Annotated in this window: 4 protein-coding genes; all 4 read right to left on the bottom strand. The window is 71.8% G+C overall.

Going from position 1 to position 13573, the window contains the following annotated elements:
* Window positions 1-322 precede the first annotated feature (322 nt).
* The gene (locus IEY56_RS02285) at window positions 323-1393 is read right to left on the bottom strand and encodes a Gfo/Idh/MocA family oxidoreductase (protein ID WP_189035316.1); all 1071 of its coding nucleotides are present in this window, start codon (window positions 1391-1393) and stop codon (window positions 323-325) included.
* Window positions 1390-6903, bottom strand: a complete 5514-nt coding sequence (locus tag IEY56_RS02280) for a non-ribosomal peptide synthetase (protein ID WP_229711481.1) — start codon at window positions 6901-6903, stop codon at window positions 1390-1392. Before IEY56_RS02280 ends, IEY56_RS02285 begins: the two co-directional genes overlap by 4 nt.
* Window positions 6900-11441 carry a non-ribosomal peptide synthetase gene (locus IEY56_RS02275; protein WP_189035315.1) on the bottom strand — a complete coding sequence of 1514 codons (4542 nt, stop codon included), beginning with the start codon at window positions 11439-11441 and terminating at the stop codon, window positions 6900-6902. The genes IEY56_RS02280 and IEY56_RS02275 overlap by 4 nt, the downstream gene beginning before the upstream one ends.
* Window positions 11442-11832: 391 nt before the next feature.
* Window positions 11833-13419 carry a (2,3-dihydroxybenzoyl)adenylate synthase gene (locus IEY56_RS02270; protein WP_189035314.1) on the bottom strand — a complete coding sequence of 529 codons (1587 nt, stop codon included), beginning with the start codon at window positions 13417-13419 and terminating at the stop codon, window positions 11833-11835.
* Window positions 13420-13573 lie beyond the last annotated feature (154 nt).

Genomic DNA, 13573 nt, shown 5'->3' with positions numbered 1-13573 from the left:
CTGACGGGCAGCCGGCCGGCGAAGTGCCCGCTGCCGGCGGGCGACCGGCCCCGGCCGGTGAAGAGCGGCGGGGTGCGGCGCCCCTGCCGGAGCGGAGTCCGGACGACGTCCCGGTCACACGCGGCACGACCGATGGGACCGTGAGCGCCGGGGGCCGCGCGAGGAGCCCTCGCTCTCTGTTCGGTCGCGCCTGATTCACCGCTCCTCCAACCGTCAGGGGCGTTACTGTACGCGTACAGTAACTTTACAGAAAGTAGGCACCCATGTCACCCGGTTACGGGGGCCCGTGCGGGCGGGGGCCATGGTTACGTGGCGGCGCGGCTCACCGCCGGGTGTCCGGAAGGAGATCGGCGGCCGTGATCGGAGGGCCGGGCCGAGGGCCGGCCGCCTGGGGGTAGCCGAGCGTCTCCGTGAGTTGCTGCCAGATGCGCGCCACCGCCAGATGCCGCTGGGCTCCGCGCAGCGGGTCACCGCCCGCCTCGATGCGAGCGCACAGCTCGTCCAGAGCGCGCAGAACGCCCTGTGGCCACACGGAGGCGAGCACCTCCGTCCATGACGGCCCCTCCGCTGGTCCGAGCACCTCGGGGCCGCCGTCGCCGGAGCCGGTGACGAGACGTCCGTCTGCGTCCTGCTCCACGCGCAGCACCGGGCTCCAGACCACCGGGCCGTGGGTGTTGACCAGAGTCAGGTTCCCCGCATCGGTTCCGACGGTGATGCGGTGGAGGAAGAGGCTGGAGCTGTCGTCGCCGGGTTCCATCCGGTTCTCCACCCGAAGGGTGAGCGGAACGCCCGCTACGGTCGCGTCGACACTGGCGAGGGGGCGGCCCGTCGCTGCGGCTGGCTCGGCCAGCGACCAGGGACGCAGTCCGCCGAAGATCTCCGCGAGGATGTCCAGGAGGTCGAAGGAGACCTGGACGGCGCACATCGCGTCGACGAACACGGGGGTTCGCAGCGCTGTCAGCCGCCGTGCGGCGTCGATGAAGCGCCGCACGGGTGCCAGGTGCGGGTAGAAGGTGTCGAGCAGATACTGCGTCCCGGTACTGCGGGCGGTGCGCAGGCAGTCCGCCAGTTCCTTCTGGTGGACCGGGTGTTCCTGCAGCACGTGCACTCCGCGTTCCATGAGCGACCGTGCCAGTTCGGCTCCCTGGCCGCCGCCGACGGAGCTGGAGACCGCCACGACAGCGGCGTCGACGTCGTCCGGCAACTGGCCGGCGGAGTGGTACAGCGGGACGCCGTACTCCGCGGCGAGGGCGACGGACCGGGCGCTGCCACGGGCGACGATGCCCGCGAGGCGGTACCGCTGTGGGCAGCCGGCCAGTGCCGAGAGGTAGACCTGCCCGAAGCGGGTGCCGCAGACCACCACGTTCACCGGGGCGCGTTGACCACCGCTCACCGGCCTGCTCCCGTGTTCGCCGTGATCATCGCGGCGGTCCGCCGTACGTGCGGGGCCTGGATGCAGGTGAAGTGGTCGCCGGGGACGTCGCGGACTGTGAGTTCGCCGAGGCACAGTTCGCGCCAGAAGCGCGTCATGTCGTCCTGGAAGCCGGGGATGAAGTGTGTGGGCTCCAGGGGTCGCAGGAAGGTGATGTCACCCGCGTAAGGCATGGGGTCGTAGTGCGTGACCGCCTGGACCGTATGTTCGAACACGCGGTGCAGCGCGGTCACTTGCCCGGCGCTGTCCAGTCCCGACGCGGTCTGCGCCAGCGCCTGCCGCAGTGCGTCCCGGCGCTTCTCGGAGGGTTGCTCCCCCAGCAGGCGGAAGCTCTCGGCGACGGCTCGCAGCCGGTCGTCTCCGTCCAGCACGGCGAAGGCACCGGGCTCCAGCCCCTTGGGGGACCGTTCGAGGGCCGCAGCCAGGGCGTAGCCCATGTCTTCTTCGTCGGCGGGCCAGCCCAGGGACCGCAGTTCCGCGCCCATGACACGGGCGAAGGCGTAGTCGACCAAGAGCTCGTCGTGCAGCAGGTAGGGGATGCGGTAGCTGGAGACCACGGTCAGCCCTTGGACCTCGGCTCCGCCCTCGTCGAGTGCGCGGGCCAGTTCGGCCGCGACCAGACCGCCGGAGCAGTAGCCCACCACCTCCACCTCGCGGTGCCCGGCAGCGAGAACCTCTCGGGCATAGTCCGCGGCCAGATCCTCCACGAGCCGAGGCGCGGGGAGTTCGAGGTAGCGGTCGCTGTCCTCCACGGCGAGTCCCACCACGGGACCGGCGGCCGTCAGCTCCCCGATCAGCGGACGGTACGGCGCCAGGGTGCCCAGACCTTCGTGCACCAGCAGCCGTACCGGCCCCGTCCCCGTACCGCCGAGATCGACCAGCGCGCCCCGCCCGCGGGCCGACGCGCTGCGACGCCCCTCTCCGGGGGTAACGGGCCCGTGCGGGGCTGCCAGCAGCGCCGCGAGCCCGGCGACGGTCGGGGTGTGCAGAAGCGCGCGGAGCAGGACGTCGAACGTGACGTCCGCCGCCTCGGGCAGGTGTTCGCGCAGCTGCCCCACCAGACGCGCCGCCAGCAGCGAATCACCGCCGGCGTCGAAGAACCCCTGTTCGCGGGAGGGAAGGCCGCCGCCGAGCAGTCCCGCCCAGAGCCGGGCCACTTGCTGCTCCAGGCCGGGCCGCGGCGGCTCGGCCTCCTCCGCGGCTGCACGCTCACCGCGCCGTGGCGCCCAGTCGAGGAGCTGCTTGCGGTCGACCTTGCCGTTGGAGGTCAACGGCATCTCGTCGACGACCTGGACGTGTGCGGGGACCATGTGGGCCGGCAGCCGCTGGGCGGCCCATCCGACGACCTCCTCGGCATCGACCACGGCACGGTCCTGCTTGAAGGAGGCGGCGATCACTCGCTGCCCGAGCACCGCGAACGGGTCGTCCGGACCCGGGAGTGTCAGCACGTGACCGGCTCCCGCCCGGGTGAGCAGTTCGCGCCACCCGTCCTCGTCGACGAAGAGGCTTCCCGACTCGCTTCGGAGGTCTTCCGGCTCCTCCATCATGAACGCCTGGGTCGCGGTGATCTCCGGGTGTTCCCGTGTCATCTCCAGCAGGCAGAGCCACCCCCGGGGAGCGAGCAGGCTGCGCAGCCGGTCGAGTACGAGCGGGGTGTCGCGGGCGTTGTTGAGTGCTCCCGCGCTCAGCACGATGTCGAAGGAGTTCGGCAGCATGCCCTGGTCGCGCGGATCCCGGTTCATGTCGAACAGGCCGAAGCGCATACCGGGCCGCGCTCCGAAACTCTGCCTCGCATCGGTGAGGAAGTACTCCGACACGTCAGTGAACAGGTACTGCACCGGCTGGTCCGCCAGCGCGTCGAGGACCGGCCCGGTGGCCGCCCCGATGCCGGCTCCCACCTCGAGAACCCGCAACGGCCTCCCCCGCACTCCGCCGGCCGCGCTCCGTACGGCGGCCGCGAGAGTGCTGAGCAGGTGCTGGGCGGGCAGGTTGTCGACGTACCAGGAACGGGCGATCTCCTGGCTGCCGCCGGGGAAGAACAGCTCCACCTCTTCCCGCTCCCCGCGCAGCAGGGCGGGCAGCGCGTCGGCGTGGGCCCGGAAGTACGCGCGCAGCGCGGGCGGGCAGACCTCGTCATGCGTGTGCGCGGCGAGCTCGTCCCATGCCCGGTCGGTCGCCGGCTTCCCGGGCCGCTCGGTTCCGTGCCAGGTGCCTGCCGCGGCCTCGTGCCTGACGTATCCGGCCTTCTCCAGGGCGACGAGCCAGCGGTGCAGCAGCCCTCGGTGCCGTCCGTGCACGCCGAGCCGGCCGGCCAGCTCCTCCTCGGAACAGCCCGCGCCCTCCCCCGCGAAGATTCCGGAAGCGGCGACGGTCCCGGCCATCGACAGCAGGAACGCGCGGTCCAGGTGGCGGACGTAGGCGGTGACGGACTCGGCGTCGGGGGCGTGGGCCGGGGGCGGCGGGACGCACTCCCGCACGGCCTCGGCCACTGCGGGCTGCGCCGGCTCCGTACGTACCGCCGGTTCCACGAAGGCGACGAGGGAGCGCTCGATCGCGTCGGTGCCCTCCACGAGCACCGCGCTGGAGCCGACCGCCGGGTGCTCGCCGAGGACTGCGTCGATCTCGCCGAGCTCGACGCGGTGCCCACGGATCTTGACCTGCTGGTCGGTGCGGCCGAGGAACTCGATCTCGCCGTCCGGCAGATAACGTCCGAGATCACCGGTGCGGTAGAGGCGTTCTCCGGTGGCGGGGTGGTGCGGAAATCGTTCAGCGGTGCGCTCTGGATCGCCGAGATATCCGTCCGCCAGTCCGGTGCCCGCGATGTAGAGCTCGCCGGCGACCAGCTCCGGGCGGTCCCGCATGGCGCCGTCCAGCACGTGAAAGCGCTGGTTCGCGAGGGGAACGCCGTAGGGAATGCTGTGCCACTGCGGCTCGACGCCACGGATGGGGTGGTGGATCGACCAGATCGCCGCCTCGGTCGCCCCGCCCAGGCTGACCAGTTCGGCCCCTGGCAGCTGCCGCTGCGCGTGGCCGGGCAGCGCCAGCGGAATCCAGTCTCCCGACAGCAGAGCGAGCCGCAACCGGGGCAGCGAGCGGGGCTCGGTGTCCAGGTAGTGGAGGAGCATCTGCAGCTGGGCCGGGACGGAGTTCCACAGCGTGACGCCGTGGCGCTCCGTCAGGTCCGCCCAGTGTGAGGGGTCGCCGCGGCGCGCGGGGTCGGGCAGCACCAGAACGGCACCGAGGGAGGGCGGCCCGAACAGGTCGTAGACGGACAGGTCGAAGGCCAGGGAGGCAAGGCCGAAGACCCGGTCGTCGGACGTGACCGCGAAGCGCTGGTCGATGTCGTGCACGGTGTTCGCGGCGGCCCGGTGGCTGATCATCACGCCCTTGGGTTCACCGGTCGATCCGGACGTGTGGATCACGTAGGCGAGGTCGTCCGGAGCCGACACGGGCCGGGGCCACTCCTCCGGTGCGAGTACCTCGCCGCCGGTCACGTTCACCGTCCGTATCCCGGCGGGCAGTTCCTCTGCCGGGCCGGGGTCGGAGTAGACCGCGTAACGCGCACCGCACCCGGTGAGGATGCGGTCCCTGCGGACGTGCGGCTGGCCCGTGTCGACGGGGACGTACACCGCTCCCGCGAGCAGGACGCCCAGTACGCCGACCGCCTGCTCCCGGCTCTTGTCCATGAGGACGGCGACGAGGTCTCCGGGACGGCATCCCGCGTCGCGCAGCTCCCCGGCGACCCGGGCGGCGCGCCCCAGCCACTCCCCGTAGGTCATCGACCCGCCGGCGTCGACCACCGCGGTCCGGTCGGGACATCCGCGCGCGTACTCGACCAGCGGCGCGTGCAGCAGGCCGCCCGGCTCCGCGGCGGCGGTGGCGTTGACGGTCTCCCTGCGGGCGGCCTGCCGCTCCGGCAGGCCCAGCGGATCGGCCTCACGCCAGGGGGCGTCCCGCTCTGCCAGGCGGTGCAGGAGCCGCGAGAAGGCGGCGAACATTTCGTCCACCATGCCCTCGGGGAAGATCCCTTCCCGCACGTCCCAGTTGACCTCCAGGCCGCCGAACTGGTCGGTGGCCTGGCAGTCGATCCACACCTGCGGTGTCTGGCTGATGCCGTACACCGGCCGCAGGTGCGGGGCGGCGTCCTTCAGCGCCTCGCCCACGACACCGATTCCGCCGGTGAAGACCACCGGCATCAGAGCGGCTTCCCGTCCGCGGCGCCGGGCGAGCTCGCGCAGCACCCGCACACCGCTGCACAGCCGGTGGTCCAGATCCTCGAAGAGCTGTTCGCCCATACTCCGGGCCCGCCCGGCGAAGGCCGCCCGGGACGAGTGGTCGACGGAGAGAAGGCTGACAGACGTGAAGTCGCCCAGCATCCGGGCGACATGCGGGTGCAGCGGCAGGCGGTTGAGGACGGTCAGCCCCAGGCAGAACCGCTCGTCGGCGCTCCACCGGCCGATGGTCTCCGCGTACGCGGCCAGTACGGCGTTGGCCGGGGTGACTCCGTGGTCGGCCGCCCGGGCCCGCAGCATCTGCCAGTCCTCCGTGCTCAAGGAGGTGCCCAGACGGCGGAAGCGGGGCGTCGCCCGGGACGGGTCGTGGCCGTCGGCCAGCGGGAGCGCCGGAGCGGCGGGCAGGTCGTCGACGCGGCTCCACCAGTACGCCCGGTCGCGCTCGTAGCGCTCGGTCTCACGCAGCCGCTGCTCAGCGGCGACGTAGTCCCGGAAGGTGGCCTCCACCGGCGGCAGCGGCCAGTCGGGCTGGGCGTAGCGGAGGTCGAGTTCCGTCAGCAGCAGCTGGATGCTGATCCAGTCCAGCACCATGAAATCCATGGACAGATGGAGCCGGCTGTGGTCCGGCGCGCGCGTCAGCCTCAGCTCGTACATGGGACGTTCACCGGCGGGGTGCACCCGGTGGGACAGCTCCTCGCGGACGGCGGCCAGGGCGCCGTCCGCGGCCTCGGCGGTCTCGTTCCGCAGGTCGGTGACGGAGATGCGGGTGTCGTCCAGCGCCGGCGCGATGCGCTGGGTGCCGTCCGGGCAGATGACGGAACGGAGCATGTCGTGGCGTTCCACCAGACCGTCCCAGGCCTCCTGCAGGCGCTGGGGATCGAGTCCGGCGGGGCGCTCGAACTCGAGATAGATGTGGCAGGAGACACCGCCGTAGTCGAAGGCCTCGTCACGGCCGAGCAGGTACGCGGACTGGATGTCCGTCAGCGGGAACGGCTCGTGTCTGTCCTGCGGTTCGGGCTGCCACAGCTCCTCCCGCGCGTCCGGCCCGCGGGAGGACGTCCCGTCAGGTGAGGCCCCGTCGGGTACGTGGGCCAGCAGCTCCTCCTTGCGGCTGCGCAGGACCGCGAGGCGTTCGTCGGTCATGACGCCGCGGGGCGCGCGGAAGCGCAGCCCCTCCCCGTCACGCCACAGCTGGATTCCGGCTCTCTCGAACTCCTCGATCAGCTGGCCGGCGTTCACAGGACACCTTCCTCGAAGTCGCCGGCCGCAGCCCCGGCTGTGCCCTCCTCCACCGTCTGACGTTCCTCGATCAGCGCGCTCATGCCGGCGACGGTCGGAGCCCGCATCACGTCGCGCATGGGCAGCTCGACGCCGAGCGTCGTGTGGATCTCCGTCACCAGGCGGGTGGCGAGGAGGCTGTCGCCGCCCAGGGTGAAGAAGTTCTCGTCACGGCCGACCGTGCTCAGGCTCATCAGACGGACCCACAGCTCGGCGACGGACTTCTCCACGGCGCCACGGGGCGGCTCCGCCTCCTCGCGGTGGCGGGAGGCCATCGAGGCCAGCACACTCTGGACGCGCTGCCGGTCGACCTTGCCGTTGCTGCTCAGCGGCAGTGCCGGCAGGGCCGCGACGCTGGTGGGGATCATGTGTCCGGGCAGCCGGTCCGCGGCCTGGCGGAGGAGTTGCTCCGGGTCGATGCCGCGGGCGTCGGGCTGCCGTCGCGCTGTCACGAGAACCTCTCCCCCGGTTCCGGTACGCGCCACGCGTGCGTCGACGAGGCCGGCCGCGGCGCATGCCCGGACCCACTGCGGGCCGTCCCGCAGCCAGGAGCTCGGCCCGGTTCGGAGCCGGCCGGCCTGCGCGTCGAGGGGAAGGGCGACGAGAACGGCGAGGGGAGAGAGCCTGGTGTTCTCCAGCATGTGGAGTCGGCCTCCCGGTCTGAGCAGCAACGCCATGGTCGCTGCGGCGGCCTGGGGAGAGGGCATCCGGTGCAGCACGTTGTTGGCCACCACCGCGTCGAACGCGTGCAGGTAACCGGCATGGACGGCCGAAGTGCCCTGCCGGACCGTACGCACCCGGTGTCCGGAACCCGCCAGCCTTGCGTCGGCTGCGGACAGCAGCGCGCCTGACGAGCTGAACAGCGTGTAGTCGACGGCGCCGGGGTCGAGTGCGGCGAGGAGCCGGACGGCGCCCAGCCCGCTCCCCCCGTCCCAGTCGGCGACGGCAGGGGGACCGTCCGCGGCGAGGACTCTCAGCTCGTCGGCGACGGCGGTCAGGCACTCCCTGCTTCCCGGCATCGCGTCGCCGAGTCCCTCCGGGGAGAGGACCGGGTCTTCCAGCAGCACGGAGGCGCGGGCCTCGCCGGCGAGCAGCGCCGCGAACAGGGGGCCCGCTCCCCGCAGCGCGGAGGCCACCTGCTCCAGATGTGTGCCGTGTGCTTCTTCTCGCAGCCGCTCCGCCCGTTCCGGGTCACGCACCTGTGACCAGCGGCGCCCCGGCAGGACGGTCCGGCCGTCGCGCCGCACCACTTCGTGCCGCGTGAGGTAATCCAGCCAGGCGTCCAGGACGGGGCGTTGCTCCGCGGTGACGGCGAGGCTCAGGACCGGGTCCGCGCCGGAGGCCACGGCAGGGGCTACCAGGTCGGCCAGGAGGGTCTCGACGAGGTGGAGTTCGAGGTCGTCCTCATGCGGTCCGGGCACATCGGTGGGTGACGGAGTGCCGTGTGGGGAGAGTTCGTCCGCCGCCCGGATGCCGGGGTCCTCATGCCGGGGGGCGCGCTCGACGACGGCGGCCACCACCTCGCGGCGGCGGTCTCCCACGGTGACGGCTACGGCGGCGGCGACTTCGGGGCAGGCCTGGAGGCCGGCCTCGATCTCGCCGAGTTCCACACGGAAGCCGTTGATCTTCACCTGATGGTCGGCGCGGCCCAGGAACTCCAGGTTCCCGTCGGGCCAGTAGCGGCCGAGATCACCGGTCCGGTACCAGCGTTCGCCGTCCACCTCGGGGAAGCGCTCCGCCGTCAGCTCCTCGTCGCCGCGGTAGCCCCGGGCGACACCGGCGCCGCCGATCCACAGCTCCCCGGGAACCCAGTCGGGACAGTCCCTGCCGCGGCCGTCCACGACGCGGAACTTCTGGTTGCGCAGGGGTTTCCCGTACGGGATGGACCGCCACTGCTCGGGCACTCCGTCGACCTCGTGGCAGTTGGACCAGATGGCCGCCTCGGTGGCGCCGCCGAGGCCCACGAGCCGGCACCGCCTGCCTGACGCGGCGGACAGCCGTGCGGGCAGGTCGAGACCGATCCAGTCGCCCGAGAGCAAGGCCAGCCGCAGCGAAGGCGGCAGTTCCGCCCGGTCCGCGGCGGTCAGCAGCATGTCCATCAGGGCCGGCACGCTGTTCCACACCGTCACTCCGTGCCGGGCGCACAGGGCAAGCCACCGCTTCGCGTCACGCCGGTCGGACTCGTCGACCAGGACCAGAGCGCCGCCTTCTGCCAGGGGGCCGAAGACGTCCCACACCGACAAGTCGAAGTCGAGGGCGGAGACGGCCAGTACGCGGTCCTCCGCGCCGATCCCGAACCGCTCGTTCACGTCCTCGACGGTGTTGGCCGCGGCCCGGTGGGTCACCTCGACGCCCTTGGGCGTTCCGGTGGACCCGGAAGTGAAGATCACGTAGGCGGCCTGGTCCGGGTCGACGCGGACCGGTGCGTCGAGGGGCTCTTCGCGCAGGGCCTCGCTGACGGTCAGCACCCCGTCATCGGGTCCGGGGGGCGTCGCGTCCGGGGTGCCGTCCAGGAGGAGGCCGGCACCGCTGAGTTGCAGGATGCGGGAGCGGCGGGCGGCGGGCTGGTCCAGTCCGACGGGTATGTAGGTGGCACCGGCGGCCAGGACGCCGAGCACGGCAGCGATCTGGTCCGGGCCCTTGGGCACGGTGACGGCCACTGACGAGCCGGGACCGATACCGCGCCGGACCAGCGCGGCCGCGATGCGCAGGGCTCTTCCGGCGAGTTCGGCGTGGGTGAGCCGACCGTCGGTGTCCCACAGCACCGCGGGGTCCGCGGCGCGGCCGGCGGCTTTCTCGAAGAACGCGGTGTGCAGCAGCGTACGAGTGGCGGGGCCTGCTGTGGAGTTGACCGTTTCGCGGCGGCGCCGCTGCCCGGCCGGCAGGGGGATCTCCGGCGTCGTGGGGCCGTCGCCTGCGGCGAGGTCTTCGAGGAACCTTCCGTACGCGGCCAGCATCGCGTCCAGCACCCCGTCGGGGAAGAGCTCCTCCACCGCGTCCCAGGCGAGCAGCAGTCCTCCCTCACGGGTGCGGTAGACCTGGTGGTCGAGCCAGACCTGCGGGGTCTGGGAGACCATCCAGGACAGCTCCCCGAAGGTCTCGGCGCAGGAGTCGGGCACGAGTGGCGCGTCGAGGTTGCAGGCGAAGACGACGGGGGCGGTGCGCGGCGCGTCTCCGTCCGCGCGGACCATGTCCCGCAGTACGTCCACGCCCGTGTAGGCGGCGTGCCCCACGTCCTGGTGCAGCTGCTTCTGGACGGACCTGGCCCGCTCGGCCGTGTCGCGCCCGCGGTTCAGGTCGCACTCCAGCAGGACCAGGCTCGTGAAGTCGGCGACGATGTGCTCGATCTGCGGGTGTGCTTCCAGGTCGCGGTCGAACAGCGGCAGGTTGAGGAGGAACCGGTCCTGTCCGCTCCAGCGGGCGAGGACTTCGCTGAAGGCCGTGGCCAGGAAGACGGCGGGCGTGACGCCGGCCTTCGCGGCCTGCTCCTGGAGCGCTTTCCAGCGTGCAGGGGTCAGTTCGTGGGTGCGGCGTACGAAGCGGGTGGCGCGCACCTGCTCGGGTTCGACCGCGAGGGGCAGCGCAGGACCGCCCGGCAGTCGGGGCAGCCGCTGCTGCCAGTAGCTCCGGGCGTTCTCCCGTTCGGTACGCCTCGTCCCGCTCTGCTCGGCCAGGTACTGCCCGAAGGTGTAGGTGGTCGGCTCCGGCAGCGACGAGGCGTCCTCGTACAGGGCGGCGAGGTCCGCGAGGAGCAGCCGGATGCTGTGGACGTCGGCGACGAGCAGGTCGACGTTCAGGTGCAGCCGGTCAAGTGCCCCGGGAAGCCGGGTCAGTCGGAGGTCCAGCACCTCGCCGGAGCCGACGTCCAGGCGGCGGTGCGAGAGCCGGTCGCGCAGTTCTTCCAGCGCCCGGGACACCGACTGTGCGGACTGGTCCCGCAGGTCGTGCACGGTCAGTCCGGGCCAGGGCGAATTGGGCAGTACGCGCTGAGTCGCGTCGGACTCGAACCGGCTCCGCAGCATGGGGTGCCGTTCCAGGAGAGCGCGGACGGCCGCCTCGAGGCGGCGGGGGTCGACGTCCTTCGCGTCGATCTCCAGGTAGGCATGGCATCCGACGCCGCCCAGGGACTGGTCGTCGCCCCGGCCGATCCAGTAGGCCTGCTGCACGGCGGTGAGGGGGAAGGGCTCGCCCTTGTCGGCCGGCGCCGGGGAAGCCGGGCGGGGAGCAAAGGCCGGGGCGGTCCCGTCAGGGCTCTGCAGCAGCTCGTACCAGGCCGAGAGACGGGCGTCCGTGGCCAGGCGCTTGAAGTCGGCGCGGACACCGGCGCGGTTGAGCCGGCTCGTGAGGCGCATCAACTGCAGCGACTGCAGGCCGAGTTCGAAGAGGTTGACGTCGTCGTCCGCCGGACCCAGCTCCCGGCCCACCAGCCGGGAGACCTCCTGCCGCAGGTTCTGCGGTTCCCAGGGGGAAGTTCCCGGCGACACGATCTGCTGAGACATCCGTTAACTCCGGTTCATCGGTTCCAGTACAAGCCGCGACGCGCTGCAACGCCGGCTGCCGAACTCTTCTTTGATGCGATGCGGCCGGAAGCCCTGATCAGCCTCACAGAGACGACTGGCGAGAATCTGAACGCTTTCTTGGACCCTCCCTGGGTGCGTCACCGGTAAGCCGGCATACCGGGTTCACCTTCCGTATGGCCTGCTGCGGAGGCGGGTGCGGGTGCCGCACCCGCCTCCGGCACGCGATCGGGGTCCCCGGGGCCGGGCTGTAGGGGGCCTTCATCTGGAGCGCGCCGGTGACGCGGGATCACGTCCCGTCGTCCGACGCGGAAGCAGGCGCCTGCCCCACGAGGGCCTGCCACGCCCGGCTTCCGTCCTGCCGAGGCCCTCCTCAGCTGTGGACCTGGTTCTTCAGCGCCCTCTTGTCGATCTTGCCGACGGGAGTCAGCGGCAGTGCGGGGAGGATCACCAGCCGGTCGGGCAGCTTGTAGGAGGCGATGCCGCGGTCGTTGAGCCCGGCCCGCACCTCCCGGAGAGTGGGCGGCTGCTGGGGGTCCTTCGGCACGACGCAGGCGCAGGACAGTTCGCCCAGGTCCTCGTCCGGCAGGCCGATCAACGCGACGGCGGCGATACCCGGATCAGCGCGGAGGTGCTCCTCGACCTCCTGCGTGGGGACCTTCTCCCCGCCACGGTTGATCACGTCGTTGCTGCGTCCCACGACCTCGAAGTAGCCGGTCGCCGTCCGCCGTACCACGTCGCCGGTGCGGAAGTAGCCGTCCTCGGTGAACTGGCTCCGGTTGCGTTCCGCGGCCTGGTAGTAGCCGCGCACTGTGTAGGGGCCCCGGGTGTACAGCTCGCCTTCCTCGCCCGGCTGTGCCTCCCGGCCGTCCTCGCGGACCACCCGAACCTCGTCCGCGGAGGCCAGCGGGCATCCCTGCGTGTGGAAGACGACGCTGTCCGGGTCGTCGAGCCGCGTGAAGTTGAGCAGGCCCTCCGCCATCCCGTACACCTGCTGCAGAGTGCACCCGAGTCTCCCGGGCACCTGGCTAGCCGCCGCAGGACCGAGCCGGGCTCCGCCCACCTGGAGAAGCTTGAGCGACGTCAGATCGTCCTGGGCCCATTCGGCGGCCTCCAGCCACAGCGGGACCAGGGAGGGCACCAGGGAAGTGACCGTCACCCGGGCGCTCTCGATCAGGGGGAAGCACGACTCCGGGGTCGGTTCGGACGCCAGGACTGCCGTACCCCCCAAGCGCAGGACCCCCAGTACGCCGGGGCAGGCGAGCGGGAAGTTGTGTCCGAGGGGCAGCGCGCACAGATAGCGGGTGTCGGCCTCGAACGCGCACAGCCGCGAGGTCATCCGCAGCTGGCAGGCGTAGTCGGCGTGGGTGCGCGGGATCAGCTTGGGCGGTCCCGAAGTGCCCCCGGACAGCAGGAACAAGGCCACGTCCTGGGCGTCGGGTGCCGGCAGGTCCACCGGATCCGCGTCCACGTCCGAGAGGGCGGTGTAGGGCCCCGGGTCCCCGGCCACCAGTACGTGCTCCAGGGAGCCGTCCGTGCTCGCCAGGACTTCCTTCGCGATGAGACGGTAGTCGCAGTCGAGCACCTGGTCCGCGCACACGTAGGCGACAGCCTGGGAGGTGTCGACCAGGTGGGTGATCTCCGACGAGCGGTGCGCGGGCAGTGCGAACACCGGAAGTGCCCCCGACCGGAAGAGGGCGTAACACAGGACGACCATCTCCACGTCGTTCGGGAGATGCACCACCACACGATCACCGGCGCCGATGCCGAGAGCACGCAGACCGGCTGCGAGCCGGTCTGCCGCCCGGTCGAGCTGACCGTAGGTCATGGTGCGGCCCGGCGTGACCACGGCTTCCCTGTCCTCGGCGCCGGGGAGCCACATGGGCAGCCCTCCGAGAACCTCGTCGGTCCAGTAGCCCTTGGTCTTGTAGTCGCGGACGAAGGACTCAGGCCACGGCACACAACCTTCAAGCACGGGTCATCCCCCACTCTCGGAGTCCGGAGTTGTCGTCTGAGCACGTCGATCGGGAACAGGGCGGGCCCCGGTGGCCGGTCCGGCGTGGCGTCCGGTTGCCGGGCAGGGGGCGGGTCAGGCCTGGTGGGCATCGACGAAT

Origin of the sequence: Streptomyces daqingensis (assembly GCF_014645895.1) — a bacterium.
In the GTDB taxonomy this organism is placed as follows: Bacteria; Actinomycetota; Actinomycetes; order Streptomycetales; family Streptomycetaceae; genus Streptomyces; species Streptomyces daqingensis.
Note: the sequence above shows the minus strand (reverse complement) of the source record. Positions and strands in the feature narration are given on the sequence as shown.

Coding starts and splice junctions, on each gene's coding strand:
- IEY56_RS02275 (WP_189035315.1), bottom strand. CDS start 11,441: ATGTCTCAGCAGATCGTGTCGCCGGGAACTTCCCCCTGGGAACCGCAG.